The organism is Pseudomonas sp. NBRC 111132, from assembly GCF_001320565.1.
GTDB classification, from domain to species: domain Bacteria; phylum Pseudomonadota; class Gammaproteobacteria; order Pseudomonadales; family Pseudomonadaceae; genus Aquipseudomonas; species Aquipseudomonas putida_P.
In genome coordinates this window covers 1-21,682 of the sequence record NZ_BCBI01000016.1, presented here as the reverse complement: position 1 = coordinate 21,682, position 21,682 = coordinate 1, and the positions used below count along the sequence as shown (strand labels likewise).

The 21,682-nt window shown below is 61.4% G+C and carries 19 protein-coding genes and 1 pseudogene; 15 read left to right on the top strand and 5 right to left on the bottom strand.

What is annotated here, in order from left to right; genetic code table 11:
• Positions 1-35: 35 nt before the first annotated feature.
• The 10 genes from APH35_RS29330 to APH35_RS10035 all read left to right on the top strand — a co-directional run bounded on the left by APH35_RS29330 (position 36) and on the right by APH35_RS10035 (position 13,676).
• Positions 36-2,624 (top strand): S-type pyocin domain-containing protein, encoded by a 2,589-nt coding sequence (locus APH35_RS29330; RefSeq protein WP_060514726.1) that lies wholly within the window; start codon positions 36-38, stop codon positions 2,622-2,624.
• 3 nt (positions 2,625-2,627) lie between these two features.
• Positions 2,628-3,101 (top strand): DUF6392 family protein, encoded by a 474-nt coding sequence (locus tag APH35_RS28805; RefSeq protein WP_141729059.1) that lies wholly within the window; start codon positions 2,628-2,630, stop codon positions 3,099-3,101.
• Positions 3,091-4,608: an S-type pyocin domain-containing protein gene (locus APH35_RS10070; RefSeq protein WP_060514725.1), complete on the top strand. Its 1,518-nt coding sequence runs from the start codon at positions 3,091-3,093 to the stop codon at positions 4,606-4,608. Before APH35_RS28805 ends, APH35_RS10070 begins: the two co-directional genes overlap by 11 nt.
• A 159-nt stretch (positions 4,609-4,767) precedes the next feature.
• Positions 4,768-5,766: a phosphate ABC transporter substrate-binding protein PstS gene (locus APH35_RS10065; protein ID WP_012274856.1), complete on the top strand. Its 999-nt coding sequence runs from the start codon at positions 4,768-4,770 to the stop codon at positions 5,764-5,766.
• A gap of 138 nt (positions 5,767-5,904) precedes the next feature.
• Complete coding sequence (locus tag APH35_RS10060; RefSeq protein ID WP_012274855.1) at positions 5,905-8,193, top strand: ABC transporter permease subunit; 2,289 nt, start codon at positions 5,905-5,907, stop codon at positions 8,191-8,193.
• A gap of 71 nt (positions 8,194-8,264) precedes the next feature.
• Entirely contained in the window at positions 8,265-9,881 is a 1,617-nt protein-coding gene (gene pstA / locus APH35_RS10055) for a phosphate ABC transporter permease PstA (protein WP_176729470.1), read from the top strand.
• 72 nt (positions 9,882-9,953) lie between these two features.
• On the top strand, positions 9,954-10,787 hold the full coding sequence (pstB, locus tag APH35_RS10050) for a phosphate ABC transporter ATP-binding protein PstB (protein WP_012274853.1): 834 nt from the start codon (positions 9,954-9,956) through the stop codon (positions 10,785-10,787).
• 63 nt (positions 10,788-10,850) lie between these two features.
• Positions 10,851-11,621, top strand: coding sequence for a phosphate signaling complex protein PhoU (phoU, locus tag APH35_RS10045; RefSeq protein WP_012274852.1), 771 nt, complete (start codon positions 10,851-10,853; stop codon positions 11,619-11,621).
• A 153-nt stretch (positions 11,622-11,774) separates the two neighbouring features.
• On the top strand, positions 11,775-12,665 hold the full coding sequence (locus APH35_RS10040) for a response regulator (RefSeq protein ID WP_060514724.1): 891 nt from the start codon (positions 11,775-11,777) through the stop codon (positions 12,663-12,665).
• 114 nt (positions 12,666-12,779) lie between these two features.
• A complete protein-coding gene (locus APH35_RS10035) occupies positions 12,780-13,676 on the top strand; it encodes a peptidoglycan DD-metalloendopeptidase family protein (protein WP_060514723.1) in 897 nt (298 codons plus the stop codon).
• A 33-nt stretch (positions 13,677-13,709) separates the two neighbouring features.
• Here APH35_RS10035 and APH35_RS10030 read toward each other — a convergent pair whose 3' ends face one another.
• From APH35_RS10030 to phoB, 3 genes are all read right to left on the bottom strand, one after another.
• A complete protein-coding gene (locus APH35_RS10030; RefSeq protein ID WP_012274849.1) occupies positions 13,710-15,050 on the bottom strand; it encodes a hemolysin family protein in 1,341 nt (446 codons plus the stop codon).
• 227 nt (positions 15,051-15,277) lie between these two features.
• Positions 15,278-16,585: a phosphate regulon sensor histidine kinase PhoR gene (gene phoR, locus APH35_RS10025; protein ID WP_012274848.1), complete on the bottom strand. Its 1,308-nt coding sequence runs from the start codon at positions 16,583-16,585 to the stop codon at positions 15,278-15,280.
• Positions 16,586-16,633: 48 nt separating this feature from the next.
• Positions 16,634-17,323, bottom strand: coding sequence for a phosphate regulon transcriptional regulator PhoB (phoB, locus tag APH35_RS10020; RefSeq protein WP_003253341.1), 690 nt, complete (start codon positions 17,321-17,323; stop codon positions 16,634-16,636).
• 172 nt (positions 17,324-17,495) lie between these two features.
• Between phoB and APH35_RS10015 the strand changes: the two genes are divergently transcribed.
• Entirely contained in the window at positions 17,496-17,864 is a 369-nt protein-coding gene (locus APH35_RS10015) for a COG4315 family predicted lipoprotein (protein ID WP_060493970.1), read from the top strand.
• 33 nt (positions 17,865-17,897) lie between these two features.
• On the opposite strand, the gene ubiA is transcribed toward APH35_RS10015, so the two are convergent.
• Both ubiA and APH35_RS10005 read right to left on the bottom strand, forming a co-directional pair.
• Positions 17,898-18,788 carry a 4-hydroxybenzoate octaprenyltransferase gene (ubiA, locus tag APH35_RS10010; protein WP_012274846.1) on the bottom strand — a complete coding sequence of 297 codons (891 nt, stop codon included), beginning with the start codon at positions 18,786-18,788 and terminating at the stop codon, positions 17,898-17,900.
• Positions 18,788-19,345, bottom strand: a complete 558-nt coding sequence (locus APH35_RS10005) for a chorismate--pyruvate lyase family protein (protein WP_012274845.1) — start codon at positions 19,343-19,345, stop codon at positions 18,788-18,790. Before APH35_RS10005 ends, ubiA begins: the two co-directional genes overlap by 1 nt.
• Before the next feature lie 173 nt (positions 19,346-19,518).
• On the opposite strand from APH35_RS10005, the gene APH35_RS10000 reads away from it, so the two are divergent.
• The 4 genes and pseudogenes from APH35_RS10000 to APH35_RS09985 all read left to right on the top strand — a co-directional run.
• Entirely contained in the window at positions 19,519-19,686 is a 168-nt protein-coding gene (locus APH35_RS10000; protein WP_003253349.1) for a rubredoxin, read from the top strand.
• Between the two features lie 16 nt (positions 19,687-19,702).
• Entirely contained in the window at positions 19,703-20,851 is a 1,149-nt protein-coding gene (locus APH35_RS09995) for an NAD(P)/FAD-dependent oxidoreductase (RefSeq protein ID WP_012274844.1), read from the top strand.
• A 187-nt stretch (positions 20,852-21,038) separates the two neighbouring features.
• On the top strand, positions 21,039-21,344 hold the full coding sequence (locus APH35_RS09990; RefSeq protein ID WP_012274843.1) for an HU family DNA-binding protein: 306 nt from the start codon (positions 21,039-21,041) through the stop codon (positions 21,342-21,344).
• A gap of 147 nt (positions 21,345-21,491) precedes the next feature.
• Positions 21,492-21,682 (top strand): annotated as a pseudogene (locus APH35_RS09985) (helicase); the annotation flags it as partial.

Genomic DNA, 21,682 nt, shown 5'->3' with positions numbered 1-21,682 from the left:
CGTCAGCCTGAGCCATACAGAGAAGGAGAATCTGTATGGCTCAAAACACACTTCATGACAGTTCCACGGGTGATGTTGTCATCACCCCTGGCTCCTCAGGTTCCAGTAGCGGCGGGGGCGGCTTCTTCAGCATTGGCGGCGGCGGTGGCTTCGGTGGTGGCTTTGGCGGTTCCAGCCGACGTCGCAAGAAGAAGCGTGCCAGAGCGCGTGCTGCTGCCTTGGCGCAAGCAAGAGCCCAGGAGCAGGCTCGCCAAGCGGCAGCCGCAAGGGCTCATGCCGAAATGCTGGCTGCATTACATAGGCAGCAAGTGGAGGCTCATAGCCAGGCACGTGAAGTTCGGCGCGTGCAGCTTGATGCGCATTTCGCTGGCCAGGCGCAAGGCTTGGCACAGGCGCTACAGCAGGAGATCAACGCAGCGCGCAAACGCCCGGAATACGACGGCAGTGAGCGTTGGCAGCTTTACCAGATCACCAAAGCGCAAAACGAAACCAAAGGGCTTATAGCCGCCAAGCAGCTTGAGTTGGCGAATCGGCAGGCGTTGGCCGGGGCTTTTGCTGGCCATGATGCTGATGCAGGTACATACGCCGCCCGACTGGCCGGGCTGGCGACCGCGCAACACATGCAGCAACTGCATCAGGGCTGGGAAACAGCGTACGTAGCGGCCTCAGAGGCTCGTTTGCTGCAGGAGGCAATTGCCCAGCTGTCGCAGCGCTCAGCCGAGCTGGCTGTAGAACATGCCCAACAGGAACAGCTCTGGCGCGCCAGGGAGGCGGAATGGGAGCGTCAGCGGCAATACGCTGAGCTGCGCGAATCCAGAATTCGCTACAAGCAGCAGGTTGACGAAGACCGGCGCCTTGTTCGGCTGAAGGAGGCCGCCACGCTGACCGTGCCAGTAGCGGCTGCTTCGGCTGGGGGCGTGTTGCTTGGTCAGGCAGGCGCGCAGGTTGCGGCTGAGCTGGCAACGGCTATCGAGCAGGCGATTGCTAGCGCGGCCAAGGAAGTGCTGAGGGTTGCAGCTATCCGCCTTGGTCAGGCGGTCGGTCTCTCGGCCACGGCCATGCTGTATTCGCCGGCGCTGGGGAATGGCGAACTGACCGAAGCCCAGCGCAGGCGTCACTTCGAAGGTTTGGGCATACATGCAGACCTGCTGGGCATTGCGCCAGGGCAGGATCTTCAGGCTATCGCCGATGCGGGTGGGTCGGCCCGCATGGGTCAGCGCATCAAGATCGAGCATCTTCCAGGTGGCAGTGCGATAGCGGTGGCCGCCACAGGCGCCGGAATCGCCCCGGAGGTCCGGGTCAGGAATGCCGTTTACGACCCCGTCACCGATACCTACCGAGTCGAGGCACAGACGCCCGACGGGAAAACCATCGTTCTGGGTAACGCTACCCCGGTGGCGGAAAGCCCGTCCAACGGCCGGATGCTCGCGCTTGAGCCACAAGCTGCAGAGGTTGGCGCTGGCGTGGACCTTCGCTTCGATGACTGCATCGTCTGTATCCCTGGTCAACTGCCCCAGTACTTTTCATTCGTAGTTTCGCCGGCGGGTACTGGTGTTGTCAGCGGTAATGGCCAAGTCGCTGGCGCTGACTGGTGGCCCGCGAATGGCGCTGCCGCTGGCGTAGCAATGCCGGTGCAGGTTGGTAACCAGCTACGCGGCCGCATGTTCACCGGCATGCCGGCATTCGAAAGCGCGGTATGGCGGGCCATTGCGGCGGAGCAGGGGTTGCTCGGTCAATTCGATGAGGTGAATCAGCGTCGAATCATCAGGGGTTTTCCACCCGTGGCCCCGCGAGCAAGTTGGAGCGGCGCGCGACACGAGTTTGAGCTTCGTCATGTTGGAGCTGTTGATGTTGGCTCTGGGTTGTACAACCTTGACCAGCTAAGAATCCACACACCAGCGGACACTCTAGGCGTGCCGGCAGTGGTCCTGCCGTTCGAGCCGTGGTTCGCCGCCAGTCTGGCCCTTGAGTTCGATGCTGGCATTGTTCAGGGCCAACCATCACGCACCTGGACGCCGTTGGTGGCCCCAGGCGCGGAGCTGCTCGGCCCGACACCCTTGCCGGAGGGGCCGTTACTGCCGGGCATTCTGCCAGGCGATACCTTGGATCCTGTGGGGCCAAGTCTTGAAATACTTCCTGGCGAGAATCCGGACGAGACAGGGGCCATAATTCCTGGATTCGGTGGTGATGTAGATCTGCCGGAGCCTGGGCTGGTTAATAATGAACCTGCAGAAGTCGGAGAAACTGGGAATTATAATGACTTGGAGCGTCGCAGCATAAGGGATGACATGGACGTGGACCACATTCCATCTCAATCCGCATTGAAACGATGGTTACAGAAAAATTTTCCAGACCTGCAACTGTATGAAATATACCAAATACTAAGGCGTGCACCTGCTGTCGTTATTCCTACAGAAGTGCATCGAAAGTACAGCGAAACGTACGGCGGGCGTAACACCAAAGCTAAACAAGCTCTAGATTCCAAAGATCCCTTGTCAGCTATTGGCAGTAATGTTGAAGCACTAAAGAAAGGTTTAATAGAAAATGGAATTTCGCCTGAACGTGTTGAGGGTATCAAGGTGGAGCTTACAGAATTGCTCAAGAAACTGATTAATAAAAGGTGACGCATGAAAAGGATTGTAGCAGTTGAGCCTTGGCTGGAAAGCGTTAACAGGACTTATGCTGATTTAGTTGAGAATGGGCTTGATCCGAATCTGCGACATATCAAGCTTTACCCGGGGGCGGAGGATTTTTACCTAGAGCCGGAGCCGGGTGTTAGTTTTGAGTTTGATTCAGACAGCAAAATGTTAAAAGCGGTGGCTATAACTATCATAAGGCGAGTGGATTTGGCGCCTGAATTTAAAGATTGTTTATCTGAGCCCTACGGTTGTTTAGATAAGAGCGCTGTTAGAACTGCTTGGGGTAGTCCTCTAAGAACGAGCGAGCCGTTGGTAATGCCGGAACCGATAGGTAAGACGGGTGGGTGGGATATGTATCGACTCTCCGGTGCGGGCTTTGGGTATATTGATTTGATTTATTCGTACACTAAGGATTTTGTTGTATCCGGTCTGGTTTTAAGGGGCACGGAAGATGAAGCTTGAAAGTCGACTGCAAGATCACGACGAGCAAAGTTTCTTATCGCTAGTCACTACGCTATGGAACGTTGAGACTCAGAGGTCTGAGCACAACGCTCTCATCGATCATTTCGACCAGATAGTCGGCCACCCCGCCGGTAGTGACCTTTTGTTCTACTCAAACGCCGATGCCGTCGGCGCTATAAACTCGCCAGAGCATATCGTTGCAACAATCAAATCGTGGCACCAGAGAAATGGCCTTCCGGCCTTCAAGGGGCAGCATTTACAGCCGCGAAGAGAGCTTCGAAGCATGGCGAGCGAACAGCGTGCCAGCCAGTCTTCCACTCGCAACCTGGAGAAAGTGCGCAAGTTGGTGGCGCAGGTTCATGCCGCTGAGCAGCAGGCAACGCTGCAGCTTGCTGCACTTGAGCAACAGCTAACCATTGACCCAGTGGCCAGCACGCCGGAACAGCAACTGGCTTTCAGCCTTGCTACGCTGCGTGCTCTGGAATCCATTCAGCACCAAGCTGCGCAGGCAGTGTTTCAACTTGAGCGGTTGCACATGTCGGTCAAGTTCGCACTCGACGCTGCCGTGCGTGATGCTACCAGCCCCTTCCTGGACGCAGCGATTCAGGCCGTGGCGTTGCAAGAAATGAATGCCGGTAGCCAGCGTCATGCTGCGGCCTTGGCCATGGCGCAAGGGCGTCATTCCGTGTTGTACGCTCGCGGTGTGTCACTGATAGAACACCTGGAAGCACGTATTGCCCAGTTGGCCAAAGCGACCGGGGCTGGCCCAGGGCATGGGCCTTTGACGTTGGTAGCGGCAGCTGATGCCTCAAACCTGCACCCGGCATTGCTGATGGCGCAGGGCTTGAACGGTGACGTTGCCCAACAGCAACGCCATCTGATCAAGACCGTGCGCTCGGCGGTGGCAGAGCTGGAGTGGCAGGCGACCTCCTTGCAAGGTGACCACCCCGGTACGTATGCGGATTTAATCGAGTTTGTGCAGGGAACCCCAAGCGATGACCCGCGTTTCGGGCTGACGGTGCCACTTGCTGAAATACTCGACGAAGATCGGCAGGATTGGGCCGATCTGGCCGCTGAACGGGCAGAGGTGGATCTGCCCATGCGTCTGTGCTCGATGGTGCGTGGTGCCCGCTCCGGCAGCACCAAAGGTGTAAAACCCTTTACCCGTTACTGTCATGTGCTGATGACCTCGACGCAGGGCCCCATCGTGCCTTCGCGCGTGCGGGTGCGGGAAGCTGGTTGGGATGCGGGTCGGCGGGCTTTCGCATTCACTAGCGAGACCGGGGCGCCTGTTACCGTTCTGTGGCAGAAGGGCAGCGCGCCCTATCCGCCGATAGACATCTCCCGGCCGCCGAGCATTAGCTATCTGCACATGCCCAATGTGCCTATCATAGAGCGCTTCATGGACCTGACGCAGGTTCAATTCGATGACTACATCGTGGTGTTTCCGCCGCAGGCTGGGCTGGCACCGGTATACGTCATGTTCAGGGATCGCCGCGAGCTTTAGCGCCGCCAGTTTCCCAGCGATATCAAGTCAGGCCATCCCGGATAACCGATGATGGCCTTTCATCCAATTGTCACAATGAAGTCATATCGTGTTCATGCGGCCTGCCGATACTTGGGCCCGTTCCATCCAACACCCCAATATTCCTGCTAGGAGCAAGGCATGAAACTGAAGCGTTTGATGGCGGCCCTCACCTTTGCCGCCGCTGGCGTTGCAACCGCCAACGCGGTAGCCGCTGTCGATCCTGCGATCCCGACCTACACCAAGACCACCGGTGTATCGGGCAACCTCTCCAGCGTTGGTTCCGATACCCTGGCGAACCTGATGACGCTGTGGGCCGAGGCCTACAAGAAGGAATATCCGAACGTAAACATCCAGATCCAGGCAGCCGGCTCCTCCACCGCGCCACCCGCGCTGACCGAAGGCACCGCCAACCTCGGCCCGATGAGCCGCAAGATGAAAGACGTCGAGCTGCAGGCCTTCGAGCAGAAGTACGGCTACAAGCCGACCGCAATCCCGGTCGCCGTCGATGCCCTGGCCGTGTTCGTGCACAAAGACAACCCGATCAAGGGCCTGACCATGGCTCAGGTCGACGCCATCTTCTCCTCCACCCGCCTGTGCGGTGGCAAGGCCGAGATCAAGACCTGGGGTGACGTCGGTGTGACCGGCGACCTGGCCAACAAGCCAATCCAGCTGTTCGGCCGCAACTCGGTCTCGGGCACCTACGGCTACTTCAAGGAAGAAGCCCTGTGCAAAGGCGACTTCAAGCCTAACGTCAACGAGCAGCCTGGCTCGGCTTCGGTCGTGCAGTCGATCAGCTCTTCGCTGAACGGCATCGGTTACTCGGGCATTGGTTACAAGACTGCCAGCGTCAAGACCGTGGCCCTGGCCAAGAAGGAAGGCGGCGAGTTCGTCGAAGACAACGAAACCAACGCCCTGAATGGCAGCTACCCGCTGTCGCGCTTCCTGTACGTTTACGTCAACAAGGCGCCGAACAAGCCTCTGGCTCCGCTGGAAGCCGAGTTCGTCAAGCTGGTGCTTTCGCAAGCTGGCCAGCAGGTCGTGGTGAAGGATGGCTACATTCCGCTGCCGGCCAAAGTCGTCGACAAGACCCTGGCTGACCTGGGCCTGTCCCACGCGGGTAACGTTGCAAAGAAGTAAGTAATTAAGAAGAGGCCGGAGCCACTGCCCGGCCTCTTCCACGAATTTCCAGTCCGAAGCCAGGTTCCCTGTGCGGCGGGCTTTCGCGCGTCACCACTTTGTAATGTTTTTGTCACACGGGACCGCTAGGGTGTGCGCATGAATGATCTGGCCAATTCCAACATGACCCAAAACTCCCAGCCCGTGCGCATTGATTTCAATACGCCCGAGTTGCAACGCAAGCGCCGCATGCGCGCGCTCAAGGACCGCCTGACCCGCTGGTATGTGCTGGTCGGCGGTCTTGCCGTACTGGCGGCAATCACCCTGATCTTCTTCTACCTGGCGTACGTGGTACTGCCACTGTTCCAGGGCGCCCAGCTGACCAGCAAGAAAGCCCTGGAGCCGACCTGGCTGCAGCAGGATGCCGGCAACCCGCTGATGATCGCGCTTGAAGAGCAGAACCTGGTGGGGATGCGGGTTTCGGACAAGGGCCAGGCATTGTTCTTCGATACCAAAACCGGCAACGCGCTCAAGCGGGTCGACCTGCCGGTGCCGGCAGACACCCAGGTCACGTCGATCAGTACCGACCAGCCGGGCAGCCCGCTGGTGGTGCTTGGCTTGTCCAATGGCCAGGCGCTGGTGTTCCACCACACCTACAAGATCACCTACCCCGACAACAAGAAAACCATCGCCCCCGGCATCGACTACCCGTACGGCGAGCAGCCGTTCGTGCTTGACGAACAGGGCCGCGCGCTGGAGCACGTGAGCGTCAACGTCAATGGCGACACCTTGCTGCTGGCCGGTTCCACTGGCGCGCACCTGCAGGTGGTCGAGCTGACTCGCACGGAAAACATGATGACCGAAGAGGTCACCACCGAGCAGAACCGTATCGCCCTGCCGCAGATGACCGAAACGGTGAAGAACATCTTCATCGACCCGCGCCAGCAGTGGTTGTACGTGATCAACGGTCGCGCCACGGCTGACGTGTTCAGCCTGCGCGACAAGAGCCTCAACGGCCGTTACAAGTTGTCTGAAAGCGCCGACACTGAAATTACCGCCACGGCCCAGCTGGTCGGTGGCATTTCGCTGATCATCGGTGACTCCAAGGGCGGCCTGGCCCAGTGGTTCATGGCCCGCGACCCGGATGGCGAATCGCGCTTCAAGCAGATTCGTACCTTCCAGATGGGCAAGGCGCCTATCGTGCAGATCGACGCCGAAGAGCGCCGCAAGGGCTTCATCGCCCTCGACGCCGACGGCAAGCTGGGCGTGTTCCACAGCACCGCGCACCGTACCTTGCTGGTCGAGCCGGCTGCCGAAGGCCCTGGCATCCTGGCCCTGTCGCCACGCGCCAACCGCATCATCATCGAAGAAGGTGGCAAGCTGCTGCCGCTGAGCCTGCGCAACCCGCACCCGGAGGTTTCCTTCAGTGCGCTGTGGGGCAAGGTGTGGTACGAGAACTACGACGAACCCAAGTACGTCTGGCAATCGACCGCTTCGAACACCGACTTCGAGCCCAAGCTCAGCCTGTCGCCGCTGACCTTCGGTACCCTCAAGGCCGCGTTCTACGCGATGATCCTGGCCGCCCCGCTGGCCATTGCCGCTGCCATCTACACCGCCTACTTCATGGCCCCTGGCATGCGCCGCAAGGTCAAGCCGGTGATCGAGCTGATGGAAGCGATGCCGACGGTGATCCTCGGCTTCTTCGCCGGCCTGTTCCTGGCCCCATACCTGGAAGGCCACTTGCCGGGTGTGTTCAGCCTGTTCCTGCTGATGCCGTTTGGCATCCTGCTGGCCGGCTTCGTCTGGAGCCGCCTGCCGGAGTCGATCCGCCTGCGTGTGCCGGATGGCTGGGAAGCGGCGATCCTGATCCCGGTCATCCTGTTCACCGGCTGGTTCGCCCTGACCATGAGCCCGCACCTGGAAAGCTGGTTCTTCGGCGGTGACATGCGCCTGTGGATCACCAACGACCTAGGTATCACCTACGACCAGCGCAACGCCCTGGTAGTGGGCATCGCCATGGGCTTCGCGGTCATTCCGAACATCTATTCCATTGCCGAAGATGCGGTGTTCAGCGTGCCACGCAGCCTGACCCTCGGCTCGCTGGCACTGGGCGCGACGCCCTGGCAGACCCTGACCCGCGTGGTCATCCTCACCGCCAGCCCAGGCATCTTCTCGGCGTTGATGATCGGCATGGGCCGGGCAGTGGGCGAGACCATGATCGTGCTGATGGCCACCGGCAACACCCCGGTGATGGAAATGAACCTGTTCGAAGGCATGCGCACCCTGGCCGCCAACGTGGCCGTGGAAATGCCGGAATCGGAAGTCGGTGGCAGCCACTATCGCGTGCTGTTCCTGGCCGCCCTGGTGCTGCTGATGTTCACCTTCATCATGAACACCTTGGCCGAGCTGATTCGCCAGCGTCTGCGCAAGAAATACTCGTCGCTTTGATAGAAAGGTAGCGATCCGTGAAAAAGGATTCCCTCAAAGGCTGGTTCAAGAGCGGCGCCCCAGGCGTCTGGATGAGCGGCGGCGCGGTGGCCATGGCGGTGATCATGACCGTCGGCCTGCTGGCGGTGATCGCCGTGCGCGGCCTGGGCCACTTCTGGCCGGCCGATCTTGTCCAGGCCACCTACAAGGTGCCGGGCCAGGCTGATCACATCGTTATCGGCGAAGTGGTGCAAAAGGAAGAGGTGCCGCGTGCCCGCCTCAAGGGCGCCGGCCTGCCGGTACCGGACCAAGGCCCGGAGTTCATGACCCGCGAGCTGATCAAGGTGGGTAACCGCGACCTCAACGGCAGCGACTTCACCTGGGTGGTTGGCGATTGGTTGGTCGACGAACAGCGCCCGGCCGACCTGATGGCCCTGGAGCGCCGCGAGTGGGGTAACTTCTACGGCTACCTGGTCAGCGTCAAGGAACAAGGCCGCGTGGTTGCCGAAGGCCCTGCAGCCTGGACCGAGTTGCAAGCCCGTCTCAAGCGTGCCAACCAGCTTAATGGCGAGCTGCAGCAACTGGAAAAGAAGGACATCGGTGCCATCAACCATGGCCTCGAGCGCCTACGCCTGCAGGCCCGCAAGCTGGAACTGGACGGCAAGCTGGACGCTGCCGCCCAGGCCGACATGGACGCCGACCGCGCCGAGCTGAACAGCCGCTACAAGGCCATCGAAGACCGCCTGACCGGCCTGCACCAGGCCTTCGCCCGCGACAGCCTGGTGGCGCGCGATGGCAATGGCCGTGAAGTGGAAATCAACCTGAGCAAGGTGGTGCACGCCATCCAGCCGAACGGCATGTCCGGTTTCACCAAGCTGGGCACCTACTTTGCCAAGGTCTGGGAGTTCCTCAGCGACGACCCGCGTGAAGCCAACACCGAGGGCGGTATCTTCCCGGCCATCTTCGGTACGGTGATGATGACCCTGATCATGGCCGTGATCGTCACCCCGTTCGGCGTGCTGGCCGCTGTCTACCTGCGTGAATACGCAAGGCAAGGCCCGGTGACCCGTTTGATCCGCATTGCGGTGAACAACCTGGCCGGTGTGCCGGCGATCGTCTACGGCGTGTTCGGCCTGGGCTTCTTCGTCTACGTGCTGGGTGGCTCGATCGACCGCCTGTTCTTCCCCGAAGCACTGCCGGCGCCGACCCTGGGCACCCCTGGCCTGCTGTGGGCATCGCTGACCCTGGCACTGCTGGCGGTGCCGGTGGTGATCGTGGCGACCGAAGAAGGCCTGGCGCGTATCCCACGCACCGTGCGTGAAGGTTCGCTGGCGCTGGGTGCGACCAAGGCGGAAACGCTGTGGAAGATCGTCCTGCCAATGGCCAGCCCGGCCATGATGACCGGCATGATCCTCGCCGTGGCCCGCGCTGCCGGTGAAGTGGCGCCGCTGATGCTGGTGGGTGTGGTGAAGCTGGCGCCGTCGCTGCCGGTGGACGGGAACTACCCGTACCTGCACCTGGACCAGAAGATCATGCACCTGGGCTTCCATATCTATGACGTCGGCTTCCAAAGCCCGAACGTCGAAGCCGCGCGGCCGCTGGTATATGCCACGGCGCTGCTGCTGGTGCTGGTGATCGCCACCCTCAACCTGTCGGCCGTGTGGATCCGCAACCACCTGCGCGAGAAGTACAAGGCGCTGGACAGCTGACCCTGATTGCAAGCGTGCCGCCCGAACGCCGGGCGGCCCTTTGAAACGAATTGATAGCGTATGGAGTTGACCATGCAGCAAGATTCCCATACCCACGGCATCGACATGTCTGCCCTGGGCCGCAACAAGCAGAGCCTGCGCCTGGCCGAAGAAACCGTGGCCATCGAAGTACCGGGCCTGAGCCTGTTCTACGGCGACAAGCAGGCGTTGTTCGACGTCAGCATGAACATCCCCAAGCAGCGCGTGACCGCCTTCATCGGGCCGTCCGGCTGCGGCAAGTCGACCCTGCTGCGCACCTTCAACCGCATGAACGACCTGGTTGACGGTTGCCGCGTGGAAGGCGCCATCAACCTGTACGGCAACAACATCTACCGCAAGGGCGAAGACGTGGCCGAGCTGCGCCGCCGTGTGGGCATGGTGTTCCAGAAGCCCAACCCGTTCCCCAAGACCATCTACGAGAACGTCGTCTACGGCCTGCGCATCCAGGGCATCAACAAGAAGCGCGTGCTGGATGAAGCCGTCGAATGGGCGTTGAAGGGCGCGGCCTTGTGGGATGAGGTGAAAGATCGCCTGCACGAGTCGGCGCTGGGCCTGTCCGGTGGCCAGCAGCAGCGCCTGGTCATCGCCCGCACCATCGCCGTGGAGCCGGAGGTGCTGTTGCTCGATGAACCCTGCTCCGCGCTGGACCCGATCTCGACGTTGAAGGTCGAAGAGCTGATCTACGAATTGAAATCCAAGTACACCATCGTCATCGTGACCCACAACATGCAACAGGCGGCCCGTGTTTCGGATTACACCGCGTTCATGTACATGGGCAAACTGGTCGAATTCGGCGATACCGATACCCTGTTCACCAACCCGGCGAAGAAGCAGACCGAAGACTACATCACCGGGCGCTACGGCTAAGCCCGACCCGCCAGGGAACGAGACGAACTACTTGAAGCTTGCAGCTTCTTCGCGGAGCGAATGATGATCAACAAAGAAAGCCTTACCCATCACATTTCCCAGCAGTTCAACGCCGAGCTCGAAGAGGTGCGCAGCCACCTGCTGGCCATGGGCGGACTGGTGGAAAAGCAGGTCAACGACGCGGTGACCGCGCTGATCGAAGCCGACTCTGGCCTGGCCCAGCAAGTGCGTGAGGTCGACGAGCAGATCAACCAGATGGAGCGCAACATCGACGAGGAGTGCCTGCGCATCCTCGCCCGCCGCCAGCCGGCGGCCTCCGACCTGCGCCTGATCATCAGCATTTCAAAGTCGGTGATCGACCTGGAGCGCATTGGTGACGAGTCGACCAAAATCGCCCGCCGCGCTATCCAGCTGTGCGAAGAAGGCGAGTCGCCACGCGGCTACGTCGAGGTGCGCCACATCGGCGACCAGGTGCGCAACATGGTCCGCGATGCGCTGGACGCCTTTGCTCGCTTCGATGCCGACCTGGCGTTGTCGGTGGCCCAGTACGACAAGACCATCGACCGCGAATACAAGACAGCGCTGCGTGAGCTGGTGACCTACATGATGGAAGACCCGCGTTCTATCTCGCGGGTGCTGAGCGTGATCTGGGTGCTGCGCTCGCTGGAGCGTATTGGCGACCATGCGCGCAACATCTCCGAATTGGTTATCTACCTGGTGCGCGGCACCGACGTGCGGCACATGGGCCTCAAGCGCATGACTGCAGAAGTGCAGGGCACTGCTGTCGTCGACGGCGAAAAGGCTAATGTTCCAGGTGAATCTGACGATAAATAAGGTTGCTCCCGAGCATCGACGCCCGGCCTTGGCCGGGCGTTTTCGTTTGCGGTCGAGAGCCGGCAGGCACCCGCGAACGATCCCGGCGTGACCAGGTTGTAGCAAATGGCCAGTACTTGGCAGTAGGCTAGTCGGGATTCAGAAGGAGTATCGATGAGTAAAGTGAATGTGCTGGTCGTGGATGACGCCCCGTTTATCCGTGACCTGGTCCGCAAGTGCCTGCGCAATGCCTTCCCGGGCATGGCCATCGACGACGCGGTCAATGGTCGCAAGGCCATGGCCATGCTCGGCAAGGAAGCGTTCGACCTGGTCCTGTGCGACTGGGAAATGCCGGAAATGTCCGGCCTGGAGCTGCTCACCTGGTGCCGCCAGCAGCCTGCGCTGAAGCACCTTCAGTTCATCATGGTGACCAGCCGTGGCGACAAGGAAAATGTCATTCAGGCGATCCAGGCGGGCGTTTCCGACTTTGTCGGCAAGCCGTTCACCAACGAACAACTGCTGACCAAGGTGAAAAAAGCCCTGACCAAGATCGGCAAGCTCGACAGCCTGATGGCTATTGGCCCGGCGCGTACCAATTCGGCGTTCGCGAACGATTCGTTGAACGCGCTGACCGCCGGCAAGCCGGAAGCGGTCAAGGTTTCGGCGCCTGCGCCAGCACCGGCTAAGCCTCTGGTCACGGCGCCCGCACCTGCTGCCTGCGCGCCGAGCGGCCGTGGTCAGGGCCAGCTGCGCCTGGCCAGTGGCATGCAGCCGTGCGTGATCAAGGCGCTTAGCCTGAAAGAAGCGCTGCTGGTGGTACGCCGCAGCGAAGCGCTGCCACAGGTGCTCGAAGGTGCGGTGCTGGACCTGGAGCAGGGCGAAAGCGCCGAAGTCGCTCGCCTGAACGGTTACCTGCATGCTGTCGCGGCGCTGGAGCCCAAGCCTGACAGTGACTGGCTGCAGTTGACGTTCAAGTTCGTCGACCAGGATGCCCAGAAGCTCGACTACCTGTCGCGGCTGATTGCCCGAGGGACTGCGCAGAAGCACTTCACCCCCGGCGCCTGAGGCAGGGGCAGGGGCAGCACAGGGCTGCTCCTGCGCCATCCGACCAACTGCAATACCCGCCACAGAACCCGCTGCTAGGCTTCGACAGATCATAACTGTCAAAAAGCCACTATCATGCCCGCGCGCCTGCTGCTGTTCTGTGCAATGCTCATGGCCTCGGCGTCGAGCCTGGGTGTGACGCTCTACAAGATCACTGACGAATCCGGTGTGATCTCTTACTCCGACCGGCCCGGCCCCGGCGCCAAGCCCCTGGTGTTGCTCGAACCCATGGTCGAAACGCTCGAAGGCCAGGTGCTGCTTAACGCAAAAACCTTCGACGGTGGTGTGAGCTTCTCGGCACGCAACGAGCTGCATGTGCCGGTAGAGGTCGAGTTACGGCTGGACAACCTGGTGAACGCACAAGGCGGCGATGCCCCGCGTATCGTGCGCCGGCTGCTACCGCCGCGCACCACGCAGATGCTCAGCGTGCTCAGGGGGCGGCCAGGGCTGCTGCTGAACTACCGTTCGACCCTGCTACAGGCCATGGGTGACCCAGGCAAACGGCCCCAGGGCTTTCGCTATGCATTCCCGTGGATCGGCGGGCCGTTCCGCGTCACCCAGGGGCCCAATGGCCGTGTCAGTCATTTTGGACCCAAGGGGCGCTATGCCATGGATATCGCCATGCCCGAAGGCACGCCCATCATCGCGGCGCGGGAAGGGGTGGTGGTGAAGATGCAGAACAGCCAGAGCGGGCGCGAGCCCAACCCGTCGGGCAATTTTGTCAGGATCCTGCACCCGGATGGCACCATGGGCGTTTACCTGCACCTGATGCGTGGCTCGGTGGTGGTGGCGGAGGGGCAGCGGGTACGGCAGGGGCAGATGCTGGCCAAGTCGGGTAATACCGGCAACAGCACAGGGCCGCACCTGCATTTCGTGGTGCAGCGCAATGTGGGGTTGGCGCTGGAGTCGATACCTTACCGGTTCGACAGGCCAATCAGCGGGTTGCCCGACTTTACTGCGGGTAACCCCTGAGATGTTTGGGGCTGCAAAGCAGCCCCATGGCCCTCAATCCAGCTTCAGTACCTTGGCCAGCACGATCTTGGGCCCTTTCATCTTCTTGATGATGATGCGCAGCCCTTCGACCTCCAGCACTTCCTCTTCTTCAGGCACTCGCTTGAGGGTTTCGTAGATCAACCCGGCCAGGGTTTCTGCCTCGATGTGGTCGAGGTCGATGCCCAGCAGACGCTCGACCTTGAACAGCGGTGTGTCGCCGCGTACCAGTAGCTTGCCCGGCTGGTAGGCGAGGATGCCGCGTTCGGTCTTGCGGTGTTCGTCCTGGATATCGCCTACCAGCACTTCCAGCACGTCTTCCATGGTCAGGTAGCCGATTACCTTGCCGTCGGCTTCCTCCACCAGGACGAAATGCGCGCCACCCTTGCGGAACTGCTCCAGCAGTTGCGACAGCGGCATGTGCCGCGATACGCGCTCCAGTGGCCGGGCTAGGTCTTCCAGGTCGATGGTCTCGGGCAAATGCTCAAGCTCAGCTAGCTCTAGCAGCAGGTCCTTGATGTGCAGCAGGCCGGTGAATTCTTCGCGCTCGGCGTCATACACCGGGTAGCGGCTGAATTTGTGGCGGCGCACCAGGGCCAGGATCTGCTTCAGCGGCGCATGCGCGTCGATGCTGATCATGTCCTCACGCGAGTTGGCCCAGTCGACCACTTCCAGCTCGCCCATTTCCACGGCCGAGGCCAGCACGCGCATGCCTTGGTCGCTTGGGTCCTGACCGCGGCTGGAGTGCAGGATCAGCTTCAGTTCTTCGCGGCTGTAGTGGTGCTCGTGGTGCGGGCCGGGCTCGCCCTGGCCGGCAATGCGCAGGATGGTGTTGGCGCTGGCATTGAGCAGGTAGATGGCCGGGTACATTGCCCAGTAGAACAGGTACAGCGGCACGGCCGTCCACAACGACAGCAGTTCTGGCTTGCGAATGGCCCAGGACTTGGGGGCCAACTCGCCAACCACGATGTGCAGGTACGAGATGACGAAGAAGGCGACGAAGAACGAGATCGCCTTGACCAGCTCGGCGCTGTCCACGCCAAAGTAGGCCAGCAGCGGCTCCAGCAGGTGGGCGAAGGCGGGCTCACCCACCCAGCCAAGGCCCAGCGAGGCGAGGGTGATGCCCAACTGGCAGGCCGACAGGTAGGCGTCGAGCTGGTTGTGTACCTTGCGCAGGATGTTGCCGCGCCAGCCGTGCTGCTCGGCGATGGCCTCTACGCGGGTGGCGCGCAGCTTGACCATGGCGAACTCGGCGGCAACGAAGAAGCCGTTGAGCAGCACCAGCAGGAAGGCAAAGATGATCATGCCGAAGTCGGCGAATAACGAGGTGAGACTGATACCAGGGGAAGGGTCCATGATGGAGTTTTTACGGGGTCCGTCTTTGAGATAGAGAAAAAAAGTGCCAGCTTTTGCTGGCACAGGGGATCCAATGTAGCGGCTGGGGCCGCAAAAGCAAAGGGCGATGGATTCTTTGGGGGCGCTTTGCGCCCCATCGCGACACAAGGCCGCTCCTACAGGAGACCGCGATCCCGTGTAGGAGCGGCCTTGTGTCGCGATGGGCTGCAAAGCAGCCCCCGAGGCCCTCAAGCCTTGCCGTTGGCCAATTGTGCCGGCGCAAAGTGACAGGTAAAGGTGCTGCCATGCCCCGGCACGCTGCTGATTTCCAACTTGCCGCGGTGGCGCATCAGCACATGCTTGACGATTGCCAGCCCCAGCCCGGTACCGCCGGTGTTCGACGCACGGCTGGAATCTACACGGTAGAAACGCTCGGTCAGGCGTGGCAGGTGCTTGGCATCGATGCCCACCCCCGAATCCTGCACCGACAGATGCGCACCCTGGGCATCGGCCCACCAGCGGATGCGGATGTTGCCTTCGTCCTGAGTGTATTTGACCGCGTTGAATACCAGGTTGGAAAAGGCGCTGCGCAGCTCCGACTCGCTGCCCTTGAGCTTCAAACCAGGCGCAGCTTCCAGGCTGATGCGCTGGTTGCGCGGCCCGGACAGGGCCTGGGCGTCGCCCTTGATGGCAGTGAGCAGGGCATCGACCGCCACCGGCTGGTTGTCCGAGGGGTAATCGGTGGCTTCCAGCTTGGCCAGCAGCAACAGGTCGTTGAGCAGGGTCTGCATGCGCGAACCTTGCTGGCTCATCTGCTGCAGTGCGCGGCTCCAGCGTGGGTTCACGTCTTCGACGTTGTCCAGCAGGGTTTCCAGGTAGCCGGTGATCACCGTCAGCGGCGTGCGCAGCTCGTGCGACACGTTGGCGACGAAGTCCTTGCGCATCTGTTCCAGCTGGTGAATGCGGGTGACATCGCGCACCAGCATCAGGTGTTCGTTGTTGCCGTAACGGGTGATGTGCAACTGCACACGCATGCGGTCATTGATTGGCGAAGGGATTTCCAGCGGCTCGAGGTAGTTTTCTGCCTCGAAGTATTCCTTGAAGCGCGGGTGGCGTACCAGGTTGGTCACTTGCTGGCCGCCGTCCTGCGGGGTCTTGAAGCCCAGCAGGGTCTCGGCAGCGCGGTTCCACCATTCCAGGTTACCGTCGCTGTCGAGCATGATCACTGCGTCACGTAGCGCGGCGGTGGACTCCTGCACCCGGTCGATCACGGCCTGCAGGCGGCCCCGAACACGTTGGTCGCGGCGTTGCAGGTGGTAGATGCTGTCGAACACCTCGCCCCACAGGCCGTAACCATCGGGCGGTGCTTCGTCGGGCTGGTGATTGCGCAGCCAGTCATGCAGGCGCAGCAGTTGCTTGAGGGTCCAGCCCAGGTAGAGCGCCAGGCCAATGGCCAGGCTCCAGCCATAGTAGCCGCTGACCAGCCCGCCGATCAGGCAGACGGTAATCAGCAACAGCAGATGGCGAATCAGGGTTGCATGCCAGTTCTGGTTCAATTGACGGTCCTTGTACAACGACGTGCAGCTTGGCGCTTTTGAACTCGATCAGCTCTTGGTCGAGAAGCGGTAGCCAGTGCCCCGGACGGTTTGTACCAGATTTTCGTAGGCTTCACCCAGCGCCTTGCGCAGGCGACGGATGTGCACGTCAACGGTGCGCTCCTCGACGTATACGTTGCCGCCCCACACCTGGTCCAGCAGTTGGCCACGGGTGTAGGCGCGCTCCTGGTGGGTCATGAAGAATTGCAGCAGGCGGTATTCGGTCGGGCCCATCTCGGCCGGCTTGCCGTCGATGGTCACGCGGTGGCTGATCGGGTCGAGCAGCAGGCCGCCGACTTCGATCGGTGCTTCGCTGTCGCTCGGGCCGGTACGGCGCAGCACGGCTTTCAGTCGTGCAACCAGCTCACGCGGCGAGAACGGCTTGGTGATGTAGTCGTCGGCACCCACTTCCAGGCCCTGGATCTTGTTGTCCTCTTCGCCCTTGGCGGTGAGCATGATGATCGGGATGTCGCCCGTCAGCTCATCGCGCTTCAGGCGGCGGGCCAGCTCGATGCCGGAGGTGCCCGGCAGCATCCAGTCGAGCAGGATCAGGTCCGGCTTGCGGTCGACGATGATCGCGTGGGCCTGTTGGGAGTTTTCCGCTTCCAGGCAGTCATAGCCGGCCATTTCCAGGGCAACGGCGATCATCTCGCGAATGGGCGCTTCGTCGTCGACGATCAGAATGTTCCTGCCAACCATGCTCAAAACCTCTCCTGGATTCGGTGTCTTGGCCCGCATTAGATAACGGAATTATTGCAGCTGTGTGACAGGGTGTTGGCCGTTCTGGCGACATTCCATGACTGAACTAGGCTTGAAAGGGCCGCAATCGCGGCAACCCGAACTCAATTCCCCCGAAACAATGGTGAATCCAATGACACGACAAACGCTGAGCTGGATGGCCCTTTTCGCTGCGCTGGCGCTTCCGGGGGTGGCGTCCGCCCACCATGCCATGGAGAAGGACGGCATGTGGGTCGATCATGCCGGCATGACCCTTTACACCTTCGACAAGGATGCGGGTGGAAAGTCGATGTGCAATGGCGATTGCGCCACCAACTGGCCGCCGCTGAAAGTGATGGATGGCGAAAAAGCCGAGGGCAAGTGGACGCAGATAAAGCGTGATGACGGCTCGATGCAATGGGCCTATGACGGCAAGCCGCTGTATACCTTCGTCAAGGACAAGAAGGCTGGGGACATGACGGGTGATGGCGTCAAAGACGTGTGGCACGTCGCCAAGCCTTGAAACTGCCGGGGCCGCACAGCGGCCCCAACCTATTCAGCGAAACGCGTAATCCAGCACTACCCCAATGAACACCAGCAACCCCGCCCAGTGATTGTGCAGAAACGCCTTGAAGCACGACTCCCGGTCCAGCTTGCGTGTCGACCAGTATTCCCAGGCAAAGCACGCCGCAGCGCCCAGCAGCCCCAGGTGGAACCAGCCCCCCAGGTCAAAGCGGCTACCCGCCAACAACAAGCACCCCAGCGACAGCAACTGCAAGGTCAGGATGATGTTGCGGTCCGCGTCACCGAACAGAATCGCCGTGGACTTCACGCCAATCTTCAGGTCGTCATCGCGGTCGACCATGGCGTAGTAGGTGTCGTAACCCACCGTCCATAACAGGTTGGCGATGTACAGCAGCCAGGCGCTGGCCGGCAATTCGCCACCTGCGGCGGTGAAAGCCATGGGAATACCCCAGGAGTACGCCGCCCCCAGCACCACCTGTGGGTAGTAGGTGTAGCGCTTCATGAACGGGTAGCAGAACGCCAACGCCACCGCGCCGAACGACAGCCAGACCGTGCGGCTGTTGGTGCACAGCACCAGCAGGAAACTCACCCCGACCAGCATCGCAAACAGTGCCAGCGCCTCGCGTGGCCGCACGCGGCCACTGGCCAGGGGGCGGTCGGCGGTGCGCTTGACGTGGCCATCCACCTTGCGGTCAGCGAAGTCGTTGATGCAGCAGCCGGCCGCGCGCATCAGCACCACGCCAAGGCCGAAGATCAGCACATTGGCCAGGGTCGGTGAACCGTTGCCGGCAATCCACACTGCCGACAGCGTCGGCCACAGCAGCAGGTAGATGCCGATCGGGCGGTCCATGCGGCTGAGCTGGACAAAGTCCCAGGCCCGCGGGTGCAGGCGGTTGAGCGACTTGAGCAGTTGCAGGTACATCAGCGGTTTTCCTCCTTGGCCGCTTGCCACAATGCCGGCAGGAACACTTCTGCCACCAGCAGGTCCAGGCCGTCACGCTCGAAGCGCGAGCGGCGGCCCCAAAGCGCCGCATGGGCGGCTTCGGGCGGCAGCCAGGCCTGTGGATAACTGCACACTTCGAGCGGGTGGCGGATGAATGCCTGGTCGCAGAACAGCAACTCGCCCAGCGAGCGGCTGCCCAGGGTTTCCAGGTCCAGGCCACCACGCTCCAGGGCGCTGCGACTGGCCACGCTGCGGGCGAACACCCAAGGTTGGCCATGGCCGCGCAAGTACACCTCGCGCACCCAGCCTTCGGCGCCGGCGGCGATACCCAGCGCCTGGCATTCGTCATCGCGCAGCGGCTGCCAGCCCTCGAACAGCGGGGTGACGGAGAAGTGATCGAAGGACAGGCGGGTCAGGCGGCGAGTCAGCGAGCCCTCGTCGAACAGCCAGTCAAGAGTAGGCTGGTCGATGTCGGTCGCCAGCTGTGAATACGGCAGCCACGCGACAGCGGCTGCTAGCGGGGATTCGTACGACACGTCGGTCTGCTTGTTACAACCAGAGAGGCGGCGAGCTTAGCATGATTGCCCCGAGTGCTTGCATACTGCGGGCAGGGCCGATAAAAAGCCCCCCATGAATTGCGCGTCGGCACCTGCGAGAGGGCCCTCAGCAGCAACACGAAACCAAGCCTGAACCGAGGAAATCCACCCCCATGAAAAAGTGGCAATGTATTGTCTGTGGCCTGATCTACGACGAAGCCGAAGGCTGGCCCGACGACGGTATCGCCCCTGGCACCCGTTGGGAAGATGTGCCTGAAGACTGGCTGTGCCCCGACTGCGGCGTCGGCAAAAGCGATTTTGAAATGATCTCCATCGGCTAATCGAGGAAAGCACGACATGACGTCCCCTGTGGTAATCATTGGTACCGGCCTTGCGGGCTACAACCTGGCCCGTGAATTTCGCAAGCTCGATGCGCAGACGCCGCTGCTGCTGATCACCGCCGACGACGGTCGTTCGTACTCCAAGCCCATGCTGTCCATGGGCTTTGCCAAGCAGAAGGACGCCGACGGCCTGTGCATGGCCGAGCCGGGCGTCATGGCCGCACAGCTGAACGCTGAAATCCGCACCCACACCCGCATCAGCGGCATCGACCCGGGCCACAAGCGGCTGTGGATCGGCGAAGAGGCCGTGGAATACCGCGACCTGGTGCTGGCCTGGGGCGCACAGACCGTGCAGGTGCCGATCGAGGGTGATGGCAGCCACCTGGTGTTCCCGATCAACGACCTGGAAGACTACGCGCGCTTCCGTGCCGCCGCCGTCGGCAAGCAGCGTGTGCTGATTCTCGGTGCCGGCCTGATCGGCTGCGAATTCGCCAACGACATGAGCCTGGGCGGCTTCAAGGTCGATGTAGTGGCGCCATGCGAACAAGTCATGCCGACGCTGCTGCACCCGGCTGCCGCAGCGGCGGTGCAGGCTGGGCTGCAGGGCCTGGGCGTAAGCTTCCACCTGGGGCCGGTGCTGACCCGCCTGCAACAGGTAGCTCAAGGCCTGGAGGCGCACCTGTCGGATGGCAGCGTGATCGCGTGCGACCTGGTGGTATCGGCCATCGGCCTGCGCCCGCGTACCGACCTGGCCGCCGCAGCCGGCTTGCGGACCAATCGTGGTGTCAGCGTAGACCGCGAGTTGCGCACGTCCCACGCCAACATCTTTGCCCTGGGTGACTGTGCCGAAGTGGATGGCATCAACCTGCTCTATGTGATGCCGCTGATGAGTTGTGCGCGGGCACTGGCCCAAACCCTGGCAGGCAAGCCGACCGCGGTTGCCTACGGGCCGATGCCGATTACCGTGAAAACCCCGGCCTGCCCGCTGGTGGTTTCGCCACCGCCTCTGGGCAACGAAGGGACTTGGCAGGTGGAGGGGCAGGGCAGTGACCTCAAGGTGCTCTGCCATGGCGCTGACGGCAAATTGTTGGGCTATGCCCTGACCGGGGCAGCCGTGATGGACAAGCTGTCACTGAATCGCCAGTTGCCACCGGTAATGGCGTAAATAGAGGGCGTTCTGTCGGATTTATCCTGTTGTTGCCCGCACAATGGCCGGCCTGATACTGGCGCGGCCTCTGAGCACGTGCCATTCTCACTCCCGTCTGCCGCAGATTAGAGCCTGCGGTGCCTTGAGCGCTGCTCCTAAAGGCAGCACGGCATAACAACAAGAATTCCGTCAAAGAGGCTTCACTATGCGCAAACCAGAACTCGCCGCCGTCATCGCCGAAAAGGCCGATCTGACCAAGGAAAAGGCCAATCAGGTTTTGAACGCGATTCTCGACAGCATCACCGGTGCCCTGGACAAGGACACCGTGACCCTGGTCGGTTTCGGCACCTTCGAAAAACGCCATCGCGGTGCACGTACCGGCAAGAACCCTCAAACCGGCGAGCCGGTCAAGATCAAGGCCAGCAACACCGTGGCCTTCAAGCCAGGCAAGAACCTCAAGGACAGCGTCAATCCCCCGGCCGCGCCTAGCAAGGCCGCCAAGAAAAAGTAAGCTTGCGCTGACGACGCGTTGATCCCGAACGGGCGCCTTCATGGCGCCCGTTGTGCTTTACACGCAGTAACTGCTGCGAACTTGCATAATCAGGTCGTTAAGAGGATAAACTGCGCAACTTAGTCACTTTTCAATCGAGGCGCGTCGATGAAGTTCCGCTTTCTTCTCTGGGCCATGGGGCTGCTGATGGCCAGGGCCAGCCGTAACAATCCGGCATTCCAGCAGCAGCTCAAGGGCAAGGACCTGGTGTTCCAGATGCAGACGCTGGATGGCAAGGTTGCCAGGCACTTCGTCGTCAACAACGAGCGCATCAGCAGCAAGGGCGGGGCCCATCCGCA